Here is an 18,000-nt window from a genome sequence, read left to right as displayed (position 1 = left end):
GACAAAGATGGGAAAATATGATTTTACAAGCCTGCCCAATCGTTTAGGGCACCATACCTATAAATGGAAAGAAGCAGAAACAGATAGTGAAGTCCTATCAGCTTGGATAGCGGATATGGACTTTGTAGTCTTGCCTGAAATCCGCCAAGCCGTGCAGACTTACGCTGATCAACTGGTTTATGGCTATACCTATGCCAGTGAAGAGTTAATTAAGGAAGTTCAAAAGTGGGAAGCCACACAACACGATTACCACTTTGACAAAGAGGCTCTTGTCTTTATCGAGGGTGTGGTACCAGCCATCTCAACAGCTATTCAAGCCTTTACAAAAGAAGGCGATGCGGTTTTGATTAACACACCTGTCTATCCACCCTTTGCACGCAGTGTCAAGTTGAATAACCGTAGATTGATTACCAATTCTTTGGTGGAAAAGGATGGTCTGTTTGAGATTGACTTTGACCGACTTGAAAAGGATTTGGTAGAAGAGGATGTCAAACTTTATATTCTTTGCAACCCTCACAATCCTGGTGGACGTGTTTGGGAAAAGGAAGTGTTGGAGAAGATTGGCCAACTCTGCCAAAAACACGGTGTTTTCTTGGTTTCAGATGAGATTCACCAAGATTTGGCCCTCTTTGGTCACAAGCATCATTCCTTCAATACCATCAACCCTGACTTTAAAGAATTTGCTATCGTCTTGAGCAGTGCCACTAAAACCTTTAACATTGCTGGGACAAAAAATTCCTATGCAGTCATTGAAAATCCTAAGTTGAGAGCGGCTTACCAGAAACGTCAGTTGGCTAATAATCAGCATGAAATTTCAGGCTTGGGTTATTTGGCGACAGAAGCTGCTTATCGCTATGGGAAGGATTGGTTAGAGGAACTCAAGCAAGTCTTTGAAGACCATATCAATTATGTGGTTGATCTATTTGGTAAAGAGACTAAAATCAAGGTCATGAAACCGCAAGGAACCTATTTGATTTGGCTTGATTTTTCAGCTTATGACCTGACTGATGAAACATTGCAAGAGCTTTTGAGGAATGAAGCCAAGGTTATCCTCAACCGTGGTTTGGATTTTGGGGAGGAAGGAAGTCTCCATGCCCGACTCAATGTAGCCATGCCTAAATCTCTGTTGCAAGAAGTTTGTCAGCGTATCGTTACCACTTTTGCCAAACTTTAAAAATCCAGCCTTCTAGGAGAAAAGTCTTCCTAGAAGGCTATTTTCATAGGCGAAAATATGGTATAATAAAAAGATAAGGTAAAGGTGAAAATATGGCTAAATTGATTCCGGGGAAAGTCCGTATCGAAGGCGTTGCCCTTTATGAAACTGGTAAAGTTGACATTATCAAGGAAAAGAACAATCGGCTCTACGCTCGCGTTGCAGAAGAAGAACTGCGCTATAGTTTAGAGGATGATTTGGTTTTTTGTGCCTGCGATTTTTTCCAAAAGAGGGGCTACTGTGTGCATTTGGCAGCGTTGGAGCATTTTCTAAAAAATGATGAGCGTGGTCAGGAAATCTTGCAGAGTCTGGAAGAAGGTCATGAAGAAAAAGAGGCCGTTGAAACCAAGGTGACCTTGGGTGGCAAATTTTTGGACCGAATCTTATCTCCAAAATCAGACCGAGCCTATGAGTTGTCCGCTGTGGGTCAGGTGGAAGCAGGAAGCAATCATATCTTGTGGACGCTTAGAATTGGGCAAATCAATAGCCAAAAATACTACGTTATTCGGGATATTCCGCTTTTTTTAAGAGTCGTCGATAAGAGAAAACCTTATATGATTGGTAAAACTTATGAGGAGTCTCTGTCTTGGGAAGCCTTTAATGAGGCTAGCCAAGAACTTCTGACTTTCTTACGTGGACTAATGGAGGAAGGACTTAGTCCAGAGCTTTTTTTCCAAAACCAAGGTCGGCACCTCTTTTTTCCTCTGACCTTTTTTGAGCAGGGTGTGAATTTACTGATGACCTTGCCTCATTTTCAATTTGACCATCAAGTGGATAGCTACCAAACCCTGCTTTTTCAGGATTTGCATGCGGATGCCAATCTATTTACCTTTACAGTAACAGAATACTTAGATTATTTTGAAATGGAAATCAGTGAGAGTCCAAGGGTCAATGTCTTTTATCAGGGAGCTGTGCTGTTCCATAAAGGACAGGTTTATTTTCTAACAGACCAGCAGATGCGTCTTCACAAGGAAATCAAAGCGCTGCCTTTGGATCAACATGGAAAGAAATACCTGCAATTTGATAGTAGTGATCGAGACAAATTGGCTTCCTGTCTAACGCTCTTTGGCCAAATGGGCACCGTTTCAGCTCCAGAACGTCTACAAATCAAAACTTTTGCACCCTCTTTTTATTTTGACAGGGAAGAGGATAATCGGATTCGTTTAGAAATTCAGTTTGATTATGGAGATAAGCAGGTATCTAGCCGACAAGAGTTAGAAGAATTACCATTTTCGAGTGATGCTGACTTAGAAGAAAGAGTTTTTCAAATCTGTTTGGCAGCGGGATTTGAAGCAGACTTTCAATCTTGGCGTCAGGCCTTAAAAGCAGAGTCTGTCTATCATTTCTTCCATGAAATCATTCCAGTTTTTGAAAAACTCGGGCATGTTAACCTATCAGACAAGTTAGAAGAACTATATAGTCTAGCGAGTCCTCAAGTGCAGATTGCTTCCAAGGGAGGTCTCTTGGAAATCCAATTTGATTTTCAAGATATTGCCCAAGAGGAAATTGACCAAGCCATGCAGGCCTTGGTTGCCAACAAGGATTTTTATATTGATTCGTCCAATCAAGTCTACTTTTTCGATGAAGAAACCAAGAAAATTCGCCAGAATCTACAGGAACTAGGACAATTTGAATTAAAAGATGGGGCCTTGCAGGCTCGAAAATCTTTGGCTTATAGTTTAGCTCATCTCTTTGAAGGACGTGACCGTGTTTCTTTTTCACAAGAATTCCAGAATTTGGCCCACGATTTGACGCATCCAGAGGACTTCCCTAGACAAGCAACTCAGGTTCAGGCTGATTTGCGAGATTATCAGGAAAAGGGAATCGGCTGGTTGCAGATGCTCAATCATTATGGTTTTGGTGGGATTTTAGCTGATGATATGGGACTTGGTAAAACTCTTCAGACCATTGCTTTTTTGACCAGTCAAGTGACCAAAGAAAGTCGGGTTTTGATTTTAGCGCCGTCAGGTTTGATTTACAACTGGGCAGATGAATTTCAGAAATTTGCTCCACAGTTGGATGTGGCTGTTGTTCATGGCTTGAAAGCTAGTCGTGAAGAGATTCTTGCTGAGAGCCATCAAATCTATGTGACGAGTTATGCTACCTTCCGTCAGGACAGTGATCTTTATCAGGGGATGGCCTTTGACTTCCTTTTCTTAGATGAGGCTCAGGTCATGAAAAATGCTCAGACTAAGATCGCCCAGACCTTGAGACAATTTGTGGTACCGTCAGTTTTTGCCTTGTCAGGAACTCCTATTGAAAACCATCTAGGTGAGTTGTGGTCTATTTTTCAAATCGTCATGCCAGGACTTTTGCCAAGCAAGAAAGAATTTATGAAATTGCCAGCTGAGCGCGTAGCTCAGTTTATCAAGCCTTTCGTGATGCGACGCAAGAAAGAAGAAGTTCTGACCGAATTGCCAGACTTGATTGAAGTGGTTTATAAAAATGAACTGGAAGACCAGCAAAAGGTTATTTACCTAGCCCAGTTGCAACAGATGCGAGACCGTCTGTCTCAAGTGTCAGATCAGGAATTTCAGCGAAGTCGTGTGGAAATCTTATCTGGTCTGATGCGTTTGCGCCAAATCTGTGACACTCCTGCCCTCTTTATGGAGGATTATCAGGGAGCCAGTGGTAAACTGGATAGTCTTCGAGACCTGCTGGTCCAGGTGGCAGACGGCGGACACCGTGTCTTGATTTTCTCGCAGTTCAAGGGAATGTTGGAGAAAATAGAACAAGAACTGCCAGACTTGGGCATGACATCCTTTAAAATTACGGGTTCAACCCCAGCCAAGGAAAGACAAGACATGACCAAAGCCTTTAACCAAGGGGAAAGAGATGCCTTTCTGATTTCCCTCAAGGCTGGTGGTGTCGGTCTGAATCTGACAGGTGCTGATACGGTTATTTTGGTTGACCTTTGGTGGAATCCTGCGGTGGAAGCGCAAGCCATTGGCCGTGCCCATCGGATGGGGCAGGAAGAAACGGTTGAGGTTTATCGCTTAGTGACCAGGGGAACCATTGAAGAAAAAATTCAGGAACTCCAAGAACAAAAGAAACATCTGGTGTCACAAGTATTGGATGGAACAGAGTCACGTGGCAGTCTCAGCCTAGCAGAAATTAGAGAAATTTTGGGAATTTCTGAAGCCAGCACTTGAAAAATCAAGACAATACGCTATAATGAAGTGTTGAAAGGAAATAGAAAATGAGAGAAGAACGATTTCCATTGGTGTCAGATGATGAGATCATGTTGACTGAGATGCCGGTTATGGACCTCTATGATGAATCTGACTTTATCAGTAATATCAAGGGAGAATACCGTGATAAGAATTATCTGGAGTGGGCCCCTATTACTGAAGAAAAACCAGCAAAACCGATTGAAAAGCCCGTAGAGAAACCTAAGAAGGCTGGTTTAGGAGTTAAAAAAGAAGGAAAGAGCTATACGGAGGTGGCGCGTGAAGAAGCGCGTGCGGATTTGAAAAAGAAGCGCTCAGCAAGTTATCTGACTAAGGATATTACTCCTACAAGGCGCCCTTCTCAGCAACGTTTGGATAGACAGAGCAATCAACCTACCGCGCCTTTCCAAAAGGAAAATCCTGGCGAATTTGTCAAATACAGTCAAAAATTGACTCAGTCTCATTACATCTTGGCGGAAGAAGTGAACAATATTTCGACTCAAGCTGAGCCAAAAGAAACTTCAGGCCCAAAGAAAAACAATTATGATTTTCTGAAGAAGAGCCAAATCTACAATAAAAAGAATCAACAAAAAGAACAAGAACGTCAGGTTGCCCAAGAGTTGAATCTGACAAGAATTACGGAATAGGGGAGAAAACATGTCAAAGACATATCATTTTATCGGAATTAAGGGATCAGGTATGAGTGCCTTGGCCTTGATGTTGCATCAAATGGGGCATAAGGTACAGGGTTCAGATGTTGAAAAGTACTACTTTACTCAACGTGGTCTTGAGCAGGCAGGAATTACCATTCTTCCTTTTGATGAAAAGAATCTAGACGGTGATATGGAAATTATCGCTGGAAATGCTTTTCGTCCAGATAACAACGTCGAAATTGCCTATGCGGACCAAAATGGTATCAGCTACAAACGTTATCATGAGTTCCTAGGTAGCTTTATGCGTGACTTTGTTAGCATGGGAGTTGCTGGAGCACACGGAAAAACTTCAACTACAGGGATGTTGTCTCATGTCTTGTCTCACATTACGGACACCAGCTTCTTGATTGGAGACGGGACAGGTCGTGGTTCAGCCAATGCCAAATATTTTGTCTTTGAATCTGACGAATATGAGCGCCACTTCATGCCTTACCATCCAGAATACTCTATTATCACCAACATTGACTTTGACCATCCAGACTATTTCACAAGTCTAGAGGATGTTTTCAATGCCTTTAACGACTATGCTAAACAAATTACCAAAGGTTTGTTTATCTACGGAGAAGATGCTGAATTGCGTAAGATTACGTCTGATGCACCAATTTATTATTATGGTTTTGAAGCAGAAGGTAATGACTTTGTCGCTAGTGATCTTCTTCGTTCAACAACTGGTTCAACCTTCACAGTTCACTTCCGTGGACAAGAATTAGGGCAATTCCATATTCCAACCTTTGGTCGTCATAATATCATGAATGCGACAGCCGTTATTGGTCTTCTTTACACAGCAGGATTTGATTTGAACTTGGTGCGTGAACACTTGAAAACATTTGCCGGTGTTAAGCGTCGTTTCACTGAGAAAATTGTCAATGATACGGTGATTATCGATGACTTTGCCCACCATCCAACAGAAATCATTGCAACCTTGGATGCGGCTCGTCAGAAATACCCAAGCAAGGAAATTGTTGCAATCTTCCAACCGCATACTTTTACAAGAACCATTGCCTTGTTGGACGAATTTGCTCACGCTTTGAACCAAGCAGATGCTGTTTACCTAGCGCAAATTTATGGATCTGCTCGTGAAGTAGACCATGGTGATGTTAAGGTAGAAGACCTAGCCAATAAAATCAATAAGAAACACCAAGTGATCACCGTTGAAAATGTTTCTCCACTCCTAGACCATGATAATGCTGTTTATGTCTTTATGGGAGCAGGAGATATCCAAACCTATGAATACTCATTTGAGCGACTCTTGTCAAATTTGACAAGTAATGTTCAATAGGAAGTTCTCATGGAAATTCCAATTAAGATCATTCAGGCAAGTAAGTATGATTTGGCTGAGATAGAGGAACTTCAGGCTTCATCTTTTCCAGCTGAAAAGCAGCAACCTTCCCATATTTTAAAAGAAAGTATCCGTAAGTATGCGGATACCTTTCTTCTAGCTAGGGATGAAAATCAGCTTCTGGGCTATGTTCTAGGTGGTCCTTACCCACACAATCCGAAATGTCTAGAAGTACATTCTTTAGTCATTGATACTGACCATCAGAGACAGGGCTTGGGAACGCTTCTTCTTGCGGCTTTGAAAGATGTGGCAGTTAAGCTGGATTACAAAGCTATTCGTTTGAAGAGTCCGGATGAGTTGCTTTCCTATTTTGAAATGAACGGTTTTATTGATGAAGAAGAGACAGATTCGCTTTATGCAGCTAGTCAAGATTTTAGTATGATTTGGTTTAATCTCTTTTTTTAGGAGGCGAAATGGAAATTAGGAAAGCAAGATTAGAAGATTTGGATCGTATCGTTGAGATTGAACTAGAAAATTTCTCGATTGAAGAAGCCATTCCTCGCTCTGTTTTTGAAGCACATTTGCGAGAAATTCAGACCTCATTTCTGGTTGCAGAAAAAGAAGGCAGAATCATGGGGTATATAGAAGGACCAGTTGGCCCCCACCGTCATCTGCAAGACCAGTCCTTTACAGAGAAGATAGAAGACCATAGTCATGAGCCTGGTGGTTATATCTCTGTGACCTGTCTTTCTATTGCCAAGGAGGCACAGGGCCTTGGACTTGGCCAGAAATTATTAACAGCCTTGAAAGAGTTGGCGCTTGAACACGAAAGAGAAGGTATTAACCTAACCTGTCATGACTATCTCATCGCCTACTATGAAAAACATGGATTTGTCAATGAAGGACAGTCCCAGTCAACCTTTGCAGGAGAAACCTGGTATGATATGGTCTGGGAAGCTAAAAAATAAGCTAGAAAAGCATGCTAGGTTGCTTTTCTTTCGTTTTTAAGATATAATATTATGGATTGTCAACGAGGAGGATAAACTTTTGAGTGAAAAGCCAAGAGAAGACGAAAAATTAAGCTTTAAAGAGCAGATTTTGCGTGATTTAGAAAAAGTAAAACGTTATGAAGGGATTCGCCAAGAGGCCGCTGAGCTTGATGAAAAAAAATCAGCTTTGTCTGTCCCTGACACAAAAATTGCTGATGAAGAGGTGATGAATGCATCCCTATCAGCTGTTGAAAAAATTATGGAGAATGCACCACGTGTTCCACAGCATCCTAGTGAAGATGTGCCTGCATCACCGGCGGAGGAACTAAGAGAGGAAGCTCCAATCGTTCCTAGTCATCCTAGTCAAGATGTTCCAGCTTCACCAGCTGAAGCAAGTCCATCAAGACCGGTTCCAGGACCAGATGTCAATCGTCCACAAAAGGTCGAAAGAGATTTGAACACAACTCCAACAAGAGTAGCTGTTTCTTATAAAACTGAAGAACAAAAAGAGACACAAGCAGAAGCGCCAATACCTGAACCGGTCGTCGAAGCGGAAGCTGTTGACGTGATTTCTGAAACTCCACGTCGTAGTCGTCGTGAGACAGTTAAACCTGTTAAGAAGAAAAAATCACATTTGAAGGCATTCTTCATTTCTCTATTGATTTTCCTTGCCTTGATTTCAGCAGGTGGTTACTTCGGTTATCAGTATGTCCAGTCATCTTTATTACCAGTTGACGCTAATTCTAAGAAGTATGTAACCGTTCAAATTCCGGAAGGATCTAATGTCCAAGAGATTGGATCGACTCTTGAGCATTCTGGTGTGATTAAACACGGTGTGATTTTTGCTTTCTATGCGAAATATAAGAATTATTCAGATCTGAAGGCTGGATATTACAATTTGCAAAAGAGCATGAGTACAGAGGATATCATTAAGGAACTACAAAAAGGTGGTACTCCTGAACCTCAAGAACCTTCACTTGCAGATTTGACCATTCCAGAGGGGTATACAATTGAGCAAATTGCCCAAGCTGTAGGCCAATTACAAGGTGAATTTAAAGAGCCTTTGACTGCGGATGCTTTCTTGGCTAAGGTTCAAGATGATAACTTTATCAGTCAAGAAGCTACTAAATATCCAAGCCTACTCGAAAGCTTACCGACAAAAGAAAGTGGAGCTCGTTACCGTTTGGAGGGTTATCTTTTCCCAGCAACCTACTCTATCAAGGAAAGCACAACTATTGAAAGCTTGATTGATGAGATGTTGGCAGCTATGGATAAGACCTTGACCCCACACTATAGTGCAATTAAGTCTAAAAACTTGACAGTCAATGAATTGCTAACCATTGCTTCTCTTGTTGAAAAAGAAGGTGCTAAGACTGAAGATCGTAAGTTGATTGCAGGTGTTTTCTACAATCGCTTGAACCTTGGTATGCCACTTCAAAGCAATATTGCAATCTTATATGCCCAAGGCAAACTCGGTCAAAATATTAGCCTAGCAGATGATGCTGGAATTGATACATCAATTAATTCACCATACAATGTTTATACAAAACCTGGTTTGATGCCTGGTCCAGTAGATAGTCCAAGTCAGGACGCGATTGAAGCAAGTATCAACCAAACAAAGAGTGAGAACCTATACTTTGTAGCTAATGTTACAGATGGTAAAGTCTATTACGCAGTGACACAGGAAGAACATGATCGTAATGTTGCTGAGCACGTCAATAGCAAACTTACTCAAAATAGTAGTTCAAACTAAGACTACAAAAATGAGAATCTCAGATAGAGATTCAATACTATCGAAAGAAAGTTGAGAAAAATGGCAGAAAAAACATATCCTATGACCCTTGCGGAAAAGGAAAAACTTGAAAAAGAATTAGAAGAATTGAAATTGGTCCGCCGACCAGAAGTGGTAGAACGCATTAAGATTGCCCGTTCATACGGTGACCTTTCAGAAAACAGTGAGTATGAAGCAGCTAAGGATGAACAAGCCTTTGTCGAAGGACAAATCTCTAGCTTGGAAACAAAAATCCGTTATGCTGAAATCGTCAATAGCGACTCAGTTGCCCAAGACGAAGTAGCGATTGGTAAAACAGTTACTATCCAAGAAATTGGTGAGGACGAAGAAGAAGTTTATATTATCGTAGGTTCAGCTGGTGCGGATGCCTTTGCAGGTAAGGTTTCAAATGAAAGCCCGATTGGACAAGCCTTGATTGGCAAGAAAACAGGTGATACAGCAACCATTGAAACACCTGTTGGTAGCTATGATGTAAAAATCTTGAAGGTTGAAAAAACAGCCTAAAAACAGAAAAAAGGAGTGGGGAGGCGATGCGCTTCACTCACTCCTTTTTCCATTTTGATACTCTTCGAAAATCAAATTCAAACCACGTCAGCGTAGCCTTGCCGTACTCAAGTACAGCCTGCGGCTAGCTTCCTAGTTTGCTCTTTGATTTTCATTGAGTATAAATTAAATTGAATTGGAGACGTTATGAGTTCAAAGAAGAAAAAAAATAAGATGGAGCGTGGTCTGACTAATCGTCATGTGCAGGTTATGGCCATCGCTGGAACAATCGGAACAGGACTCTTTTTGGGAGCAGGTCGTTCTATTAGCTTAACAGGTCCTTCCATTGTACTGATTTATATGATTACAGGGGCCTTCATGTTCCTCATGATGCGTGCTGTTGGGGAAATGCTCTACCAAGATCCTGAGCAACATACCTTTATCAACTTTATCACGCGCCATTTAGGTAAGGGCTGGGGTTATTTCTCAGTTTGGTCTTACTGGTTATCCGTTGTCTTTATCGGTATGGCGGAAATTACAGCCATCTCTCACTATGTTCAGTTCTGGTTTCCTAGCTGGCCAAGTTGGATGATTGAGATTGGATTTTTAACCATTCTAGCCTTGGTCAATCTGATTGCGGTGAAGCTCTTTGGGGAAGTTGAGTTTTGGTTTGCTATGGTCAAGATTGTGGCTATTTTAGCTATGATTGCAACAGGAGTCTTTATGGTCTTGACAGGCTTTAAGACACCTCATGGAGTAGCAAGTTTGGCTAATATCGCCGACAATTTCTCCCTATTCCCAAATGGTGGAGTAAACTTTGTCATGGCCTTCCAGATGGTTTTCTTTGCCTACCTCATGATTGAGTTTATCGGGGTAACAACTTCAGAAACAAAAAATCCACGTCAGGTCTTGCCAAAAGCTGTTAAGGAAATTCCTCTACGAATCGTCTTTTTCTATGGTGGAGCTCTCTTGGCTATTATGTCTATTATTCCATGGCGTGAACTTGCATCAGCTGATTCTCCTTTTGTAACAGTATTTGAATTGGCAGGTATCAAGTGGGCAGCGGCCTTAATTAACTTCGTCGTTTTGACGTCAGCAGCATCTGCTCTTAACTCAACCCTTTATTCAACAGGGCGTCACTTGTATCAGATTGCCCATGATTCGCCAAATCCATTCCTAAAAGCGATCAAGGCAGATACTCTTTCTCGCCACAATGTGCCACAAAATGCCATCATCGCTTCAGCAATCTTGATTGCCCTAGCAGCCTTTATCAACGTCTTGCCAGGAGTTTCGGATGCCTTTGCCTTGATTACAGCATCATCATCAGGTGTTTATATTGCCATTTATATTTTGATTATGGTGGCTCACCTTAAATACCGCAAGTCACCAGACTTTATGGCAGATGGCTATCTCATGCCCCATTATCGTTTCCTAAATCCTTTAACTATGCTCTTCTTTGCCTTTGTCTTTGTAACTCTCTTTTTACAAGAGTCTACATTTGTCGGAGCAATCGGATCAGCTATCTGGATTATCGGTTTCGGTATATACAGCCAGTGGAAATTTAGAAAATAGATTAAGGACTCATCAACTCAGGTTGGTGGGTTTTTGCTAGTTTGACAGTCTATTGAAATAAGACTATAATCAAGCTGTAACAGAGTTTAAGGAGGTTTAGATGTACTTTAGATTGGAAAATAAAGAATCCCATAAATCACAAGAAATAGGGAATCTGATTCGTGTTTATAACCGTTCAAAAAGAGAAGAGGCTGAAAGTGAGCCACTTAATCTTTATGTCGAAGATGAAAAGGGCAATCACCTGGCAGGTTTGATAGCAGAGACTTTTGGAAATTGGTTGGAAATCGAGTATTTATTTGTAAAAGAGGAACTGAGAGGGCAAGGAATCGGTTCAAAACTATTGCAGCAAGCAGAAACTGAAGCTAAGAATCGAAACTGTCGTTTTGCTTTTGTCAATACCTACCAGTTTCAAGCTCCTGATTTTTATAAAAGGCATGGCTACAAGGAAGTCTTTAAGTTACAAGACTATCCCTACACAGGACAAAGATTTTATTACCAAAAGAATCTGTAAGGTGAATATGAAAGCATAAATAAAAGAGGGGGGCTTGACATAAGTATGAAGGGGATTCTCGATAAATACCAGTTAAATCCTACAAATTGTGTCTTTCTAGACGATATTGAAGACAATACAATCGCAGCTGAGAAATTGGGAATCAAGGTCATAAGGTTAAGAAAAGAAGCGATGCTGTAGATGTTTTGAAAAAAATTGAATAAGCAGAAACTCTCTATCATTTAGGTGGTAGAGTTTTTTTGTTAATAAAATTTTACAAAATGACATTTATATATTGCATTAAGTTAGATATATGATATAATGTTGTTAAAAAGAGGCGCAACTTTTTAAAATTAATGAGAATCAAAGAGAAAACCAAGAATGTTAATGGAGGAATAAAAAATGGAAGTTATAAATGTAAGTAAGCATTATGCTCATTCAATCATTCTCAAAGATATAAATTTTGCACTTAATAAGGGTGAAATTGTTGGTCTAGTAGGGAGAAACGGAGTTGGCAAGAGTACATTGATGAAAATTCTTGTTCAGAATAATCAACCGACTTCAGGGAATATTATAAGTAGTGATAATGTTGGGTATTTAATCGAAGAACCAAAATTATTTTTATCTAAAACAGGTTTAGAGAATTTAAAATATTTGTCAAATTTATATGGTGTTGACTACAATAAAGAAAGATTTGGAAGTTTGATCCAAGAGTTAGATTTGACTCAGTCTATTAATAAAAAAGTAAAGACCTATTCTTTAGGTACAAAACAAAAATTAGCTTTGCTTCTAACTCTCGTTACGGAACCTGATATATTGATTTTAGATGAACCGACTAATGGTTTAGATATTGAATCATCACAAATAGTTTTAGCAGTTCTAAAAAACTTAGCTTTACATGAAAATGTGGGAATTTTAATATCGAGTCATAAATTAGAAGATATTGAAGAAATTTGTGAGAGGGTCCTTTTCTTGGAGAACGGGCTTTTGACATTCCAAAAAGTAGGAAAAGATAGACATAATTGCTTGTTTGAGATAGCTTTTTCATCAGCTACAGATAAAGACATTTTCATTACCAAACAAGAATTTGGGGATATTGTTCAGGAAGAGGGACTGAGAATTACTATGTCTGGGAATATTCAAAGTAGTGAGCTTTTTAAATTTTTTAACGAAAACTCTATTAAAGTAGTTGATTTTGAAACTAAAAAAGAGACGCTTAAAGATATTTATCTAAATCGTTCAAAATAAAGGAAGGTTATAATCATGAAATTAAATAAATTGAATTTTCTTAAGGAAAATATAAGGGATTTATATTCATCAGGCGTAATATATCTTGGTTTGATTATCTCGTTTATACCGCCGATATTGGTTACATTCTTTATTCTAAAGACTCAAGGGACATCGCTTGGTATTAAGCATATTTCAAACTTTTATGCTATGCTCGGTATGTTAATGGCTGTTATACATGCTAACCGAATTATTAGCAGGGATTTTTCCCACAATACGATAAGTTTATTTTATAATCAACAGAAAAATCGGATGATTTACGTCTTGTCTAATTTTATATATGCCATCTCAGTTTCCATTATTTATGCTTTGAATGGCATTGTGCTACTAGTCATCGTAAGTAAATTGGGTGTTCCAGGTGATTTAGGATTAGATTTTATAGCAGCCATTGTAGTCAATACAATTTTGTTAGTCCTATTTTATTTTCTATTATCTTACATTTTTTATTTATACAAATTGAAAAGTGGCTTGGTATTTGGTATTTTAGTAGCTTTACTACTCTTTATCCCTAATATATTAAATACGATTATGATGAATACTAGTAATGATTTGTTTATCAAAGCGATTGAACTTCTTCCTTTTTATTCCTTACCTGTATTTGTTGCTTCAAATACGATGTCTATTAGTCAGTATCTTGTGGTAATCACTACAATCATTTTATTGTACTTGTTCACTCTCAAGAAAAGCAAGGAGTATTCATTTTAGTTTCATTTAGTATTATTTTGCAGACTGCAAATCCAGCAAAAAATCAGTCATCTTGCTATGCTCCTGCTCTTGTTGTGTACACGTTTTTATCTTATGCTAGACTCATTTCCAAAAGCATTATATAATAGTGATATGAAATCAACTAAATAAGAAATACAAGCAATCAAAACTCGTTTAAAAGACCCTACTAAAGCTAATACTAAACAAAAAATCAAATAGCAAACTAGGAAGTTTATTTCAAATAATCCAACATACTGATTTTAGGCTGAAGATAATATTGGAGTGCTAATTAATGAGGTTATAATAAATAGCTGACAGCTTGTGTTGGTTTTGGATTTTTTAAGAGTAGATGAGTATTAAAACTATAAGGAGGGCGCAGGTGGCTAAAAATTTAAAATTAAAATTAGCTCGTGTGGAGCTTGATTTAACACAAGGTCAACTGGCAGAGGCTGTCGGGGTGACGCGACAGACTATTGGTTTGATAGAGGCGGGAAAATACAATCCCAGTCTCTCGCTCTGCCAGTCCATTTGCAGATGTTTAGGGAAAACCCTAGACCAATTATTTTGGGAGGAAGAAGATGGTAACTAAATTTATTCATTATCAATTACTTGACGAAAGAGAAGAACAACTAATCAATAAAGCTGGGGCAGAGTCTTTTTCACTCTTTATTGGGCTTGTACTTCTAAGCTATTTGGTGGCAGTGTTGGCTCCATCTCTTTTTAATCCGAATTTTCTAGTCTATACTCTGATAGTAGGAATTTTCTTCTTTTTCAATCGAGCCCGTTATCTGGGAGTGACCTACTATAGTCGTTTTCATTTTACGATTTTGGGTTGTTTTTTCCTAACCTTGGCTATTACTGCTCTTTTGATGTTGCAGAATTATCAATTCAACATAGAAATTTATCAGCATAATCCTTTAAACGTTAAATACTTGTCTGCTTGGGTTATTACTTATGTCATTTACCTTCCTTGGGTCTTTATCGGCAATCTCGGTCTTAAGAGTTATGGCGAATGGGCTCAGAAAAAATTTGAGCAAGACATGGATGAACTGGAGAGTGGAGAATAGCTTGTTACTCTTTTCTCAATCCAGCTAAAATGTGATATAATAGTACTAATTTATTGGAATACATGAAAGTTTTTGAAAATTTTCATGTATTTCTAGCTAAGGAAGTAGGAAAAGTATGTATCCAGATGATAGTTTGACATTGCACACGGACTTGTACCAGATTAACATGATGCAGGTTTACTTTGACCAAGGAATTCACAATAAGAAGGCGGTTTTTGAGGTATATTTCCGCCAACAGCCTTTTAAGAACGGCTATGCGGTTTTTGCTGGTTTGGAAAGAATTGTGAACTATCTTGAAGACTTGCGTTTTTCAGATAGTGATATTGCCTATTTGGAGTCGCTTGGCTATCATGGGGAATTCTTGGACTATCTTCGCAATTTCAAGTTGGAGTTGACCGTTCGTTCTGCCCAAGAAGGGGATTTGGTTTTTGCTAATGAACCGATTGTGCAAGTTGAAGGCCCTTTAGCCCAATGCCAGTTGGTCGAAACGGCTCTTTTGAACATCGTCAACTACCAGACCTTGGTGGCTACTAAGGCAGCTCGTATTCGTTCAGTTATCGAAGATGAACCCTTGATGGAGTTTGGGACACGTAGGGCGCAAGAAATGGATGCGGCTATCTGGGGAACACGCGCAGCGGTGATTGGTGGTGCCAATGGAACCAGCAACGTGCGTGCTGGTAAACTCTTTGACATTCCTGTCTTGGGTACCCATGCCCATTCCTTGGTGCAGGTTTATGGTAACGACTATGAGGCTTTCAAAGCTTACGCCGCAACCCACAAAAACTGTGTCTTTCTTGTGGACACTTATGACACCCTTCGTATCGGTGTACCAGCTGCCATTCAGGTGGCACGTGAGCTAGGCGACCAGATTAACTTTATGGGTGTGCGGATTGACTCTGGGGATATTGCCTACATTTCTAAGAAAGTCCGTCAGCAACTAGACGAGGCTGGTTTTACAGAGGCTAAGATTTATGCTTCAAATGATCTAGATGAAAATACCATCCTCAATCTCAAGATGCAAAAGGCTAAGATTGATGTCTGGGGTGTGGGAACTAAGCTGATTACAGCTTATGACCAGCCTGCTCTTGGAGCAGTTTATAAGATTGTGGCCATCGAAGATGAAAATGGTAACATGCGCAATACCATCAAGCTGTCTAATAATGCGGAAAAAGTGTCAACGCCAGGTAAGAAGCAGGTGTGGCGGATTACCAGTCGTGAAAAAGGCAAGTCAGAGGGCGACTACATCACCTATGATGGTGTGGATGTGAGTGACATGACAGAAATCAAGATGTTCCATCCGACTTATACTTACATCAAGAAAACCGTTCGTAATTTTGATGCTGTTCCTCTCTTGGTGGATATCTTTAAAGACGGAAAATTGATTTACAACTTGCCTAGCTTGACTGAGATTCAGGATTATGCTCGTAAGGAATTTGACAAGCTTTGGGATGAGTATAAGCGTGTGCTCAATCCGCAGCACTATCCAGTGGATTTGGCGCGTGATGTATGGCAAGATAAGATGGACTTGATTGACAAAATGCGCAAGGAAGCCCTTGGTGAAGGAGAAGAAGAATGAGTTTGCAAGAAACGATTATCCAAGAGCTGGGTGTCAAACCGGTGATTGATGCCCAGGAAGAAATTCGTCGTTCCATTGATTTTTTAAAAAGATATTTGAAAAAACACCCCTTCCTTAAAACTTTTGTACTAGGGATTTCTGGAGGACAAGACTCAACCTTAGCAGGACGATTGGCTCAACTGGCCATGGAAGAACTGCGAGCAGAGACAGGGGATGATAGCTACAAATTTATCGCTGTCCGTCTGCCATATGGAGTGCAAGCTGATGAAGCAGATGCTCAAAAAGCCCTAGCCTTCATCCAGCCAGATGTCAGCTTGGTTGTGAATATTAAGGAATCAGCTGATGCCATGACAGCCGCAGTTGAAGCGACAGGTAGTCCTGTCTCAGACTTCAACAAGGGCAATATCAAGGCTCGTTGCCGTATGATTGCTCAGTATGCCCTTGCTGGTGCCCATAGCGGAGCGGTCATTGGAACAGACCACGCCGCGGAAAATATCACAGGTTTCTTTACCAAGTTTGGTGACGGTGGTGCGGATATTCTCCCTCTTTATCGCCTCAATAAACGCCAAGGAAAACAACTCTTGCAGGAACTTGGTGCAGACCCAGCACTCTATGAAAAAATTCCAACGGCAGATCTAGAAGAAGACAAACCAGGTCTAGCTGACGAAGTAGCCCTCGGAGTCACTTATGAAGAGATTGACGACTACCTAGAAGGTAAAACAATTAGCCCAGAAGCCCAAGCTACTATCGAAAACTGGTGGCACAAAGGCCAACACAAACGCCACCTACCCATCACCGTATTTGATGACTTTTGGGAGTAAAAAGGTCCTGTGGACCTTTTTACCCTGAGCCTAGAAATGAGAAAGCGAGGAAGGTACTGTGGACCTTTTTAGCTTCTTGCCCTGAAACTCGAGAGCAAGAATAACCTCCAGTGGAGGTTTTCAGCCTCTCACCTTGAAATAAGAAAGTGAGAGAAGGTCCTGTGGACCTTTTTAGCTTATTACCTTGAAATTCTAAAGTAAATTTAAATTGAGATTGGACATAGAATCATCTATCAGAAAGCGAGGTAGCGTCATGAAAGCAATCGGTACGCAAATATTACAGACAGAACGTTTGATTTTAAGAAGATTTGTGGAGAGAGATGCAGAGGCTATGTTTCAAAATTGGGCTTCGTCTGCTGAGAATCTAACTTACGTCACTTGGGATCCCCATTCTGATGTCGAGGTGACTCGAAACTCGATTCGTAATTGGGTTGTTTCCTATGCTAATCCCAACTATTACAAATGGGCCATTTGTCTCAAAGAAAACCCGGAGCAGGTGATAGGAGATATCAGCATCGTTGCAATAGATGAGAACGATTCTTCTTGTGAAATTGGCTATGTGCTAGGCAAGAAATACTGGGGTCATGGTATGATGACGGAGGCCTTGAAAGCTGTCTTGGACTTCTGTTTTACTCAAGCAGGCTTTCAAGAAGTCAAGGCACGTTATGCCAGTCTCAATCCAGCTTCAGGTCGTGTCATGGAGAAGGTTGGAATGTCCTATCTCAAGACTATTACCAATGCTGTAGAGAGAAAAGGCTATCTTGCGGACCTTATTTATTATCAGATAAGCAGGGAAGACTAGTGAATTTTCTTTTCAGTTTCCATCAAAGTCAGACTGTGTCT

Annotated in this window: 18 protein-coding genes; all 18 read left to right on the top strand. The window is 40.2% G+C overall.

Translation table 11 applies throughout. From position 1 onward, the window contains the following. Positions 1-7: 7 nt before the first annotated feature. Positions 8-1,174, top strand: a complete 1,167-nt coding sequence (locus QMQ21_RS06530) for a MalY/PatB family protein (protein WP_261057877.1) — start codon at positions 8-10, stop codon at positions 1,172-1,174. Positions 1,175-1,266: 92 nt separating this feature from the next. Continuing rightward, positions 1,267-4,365 (top strand): pilus expression-regulating Snf2 family helicase, encoded by a 3,099-nt coding sequence (locus tag QMQ21_RS06525; protein WP_261814123.1) that lies wholly within the window; start codon positions 1,267-1,269, stop codon positions 4,363-4,365. A 47-nt stretch (positions 4,366-4,412) separates the two neighbouring features. After that, on the top strand, positions 4,413-5,030 hold the full coding sequence (gene zapJ / locus QMQ21_RS06520) for a divisome accessory protein ZapJ (protein ID WP_261814122.1): 618 nt from the start codon (positions 4,413-4,415) through the stop codon (positions 5,028-5,030). Positions 5,031-5,040: 10 nt separating this feature from the next. After that, positions 5,041-6,375, top strand: a complete 1,335-nt coding sequence (gene murC, locus QMQ21_RS06515) for a UDP-N-acetylmuramate--L-alanine ligase (protein WP_020903460.1) — start codon at positions 5,041-5,043, stop codon at positions 6,373-6,375. A gap of 9 nt (positions 6,376-6,384) precedes the next feature. Continuing rightward, positions 6,385-6,840 (top strand): GNAT family N-acetyltransferase, encoded by a 456-nt coding sequence (locus tag QMQ21_RS06510; RefSeq protein ID WP_261019568.1) that lies wholly within the window; start codon positions 6,385-6,387, stop codon positions 6,838-6,840. A gap of 8 nt (positions 6,841-6,848) precedes the next feature. Next, a complete protein-coding gene (locus QMQ21_RS06505) occupies positions 6,849-7,343 on the top strand; it encodes a GNAT family N-acetyltransferase (RefSeq protein WP_261057231.1) in 495 nt (164 codons plus the stop codon). Between the two features lie 79 nt (positions 7,344-7,422). Next, complete coding sequence (gene mltG / locus QMQ21_RS06500; RefSeq protein ID WP_261814121.1) at positions 7,423-9,117, top strand: endolytic transglycosylase MltG; 1,695 nt, start codon at positions 7,423-7,425, stop codon at positions 9,115-9,117. A gap of 60 nt (positions 9,118-9,177) precedes the next feature. Beyond that, complete coding sequence (greA, locus tag QMQ21_RS06495; RefSeq protein WP_000818750.1) at positions 9,178-9,660, top strand: transcription elongation factor GreA; 483 nt, start codon at positions 9,178-9,180, stop codon at positions 9,658-9,660. Positions 9,661-9,846: 186 nt separating this feature from the next. Further along, on the top strand, positions 9,847-11,211 hold the full coding sequence (locus QMQ21_RS06490) for an amino acid permease (RefSeq protein ID WP_000095647.1): 1,365 nt from the start codon (positions 9,847-9,849) through the stop codon (positions 11,209-11,211). 100 nt (positions 11,212-11,311) lie between these two features. Then, positions 11,312-11,722 (top strand): GNAT family N-acetyltransferase, encoded by a 411-nt coding sequence (locus QMQ21_RS06485; protein WP_261814120.1) that lies wholly within the window; start codon positions 11,312-11,314, stop codon positions 11,720-11,722. 45 nt (positions 11,723-11,767) lie between these two features. Next, on the top strand, positions 11,768-11,902 hold the full coding sequence (locus QMQ21_RS06480) for a hypothetical protein (RefSeq protein ID WP_261814119.1): 135 nt from the start codon (positions 11,768-11,770) through the stop codon (positions 11,900-11,902). 201 nt (positions 11,903-12,103) lie between these two features. After that, positions 12,104-12,949, top strand: a complete 846-nt coding sequence (locus QMQ21_RS06475; protein ID WP_261814118.1) for an ABC transporter ATP-binding protein — start codon at positions 12,104-12,106, stop codon at positions 12,947-12,949. Between the two features lie 15 nt (positions 12,950-12,964). Continuing rightward, the gene (locus QMQ21_RS06470) at positions 12,965-13,693 is read left to right on the top strand and encodes an ABC transporter permease (RefSeq protein WP_000773482.1); all 729 of its coding nucleotides are present in this window, start codon (positions 12,965-12,967) and stop codon (positions 13,691-13,693) included. Positions 13,694-14,072: 379 nt separating this feature from the next. Continuing rightward, on the top strand, positions 14,073-14,282 hold the full coding sequence (locus QMQ21_RS06465) for a helix-turn-helix transcriptional regulator (RefSeq protein WP_173875948.1): 210 nt from the start codon (positions 14,073-14,075) through the stop codon (positions 14,280-14,282). Then, a complete protein-coding gene (locus QMQ21_RS06460) occupies positions 14,272-14,760 on the top strand; it encodes a DUF6773 family protein (RefSeq protein WP_084950286.1) in 489 nt (162 codons plus the stop codon). The genes QMQ21_RS06465 and QMQ21_RS06460 overlap by 11 nt, the downstream gene beginning before the upstream one ends. A 115-nt stretch (positions 14,761-14,875) precedes the next feature. Further along, complete coding sequence (locus tag QMQ21_RS06455; protein ID WP_084950284.1) at positions 14,876-16,336, top strand: nicotinate phosphoribosyltransferase; 1,461 nt, start codon at positions 14,876-14,878, stop codon at positions 16,334-16,336. After that, positions 16,333-17,157, top strand: coding sequence for an ammonia-dependent NAD(+) synthetase (nadE, locus tag QMQ21_RS06450; RefSeq protein ID WP_004257179.1), 825 nt, complete (start codon positions 16,333-16,335; stop codon positions 17,155-17,157). The genes QMQ21_RS06455 and nadE overlap by 4 nt, the downstream gene beginning before the upstream one ends. A 253-nt stretch (positions 17,158-17,410) precedes the next feature. Beyond that, positions 17,411-17,959 (top strand): GNAT family N-acetyltransferase, encoded by a 549-nt coding sequence (locus tag QMQ21_RS06445; RefSeq protein ID WP_261814117.1) that lies wholly within the window; start codon positions 17,411-17,413, stop codon positions 17,957-17,959. Positions 17,960-18,000: the final 41 nt, after the last annotated feature.

Source organism: Streptococcus bouchesdurhonensis (assembly GCF_948472335.1).
This window is presented reverse-complemented; position numbering and strand designations above follow the sequence as displayed.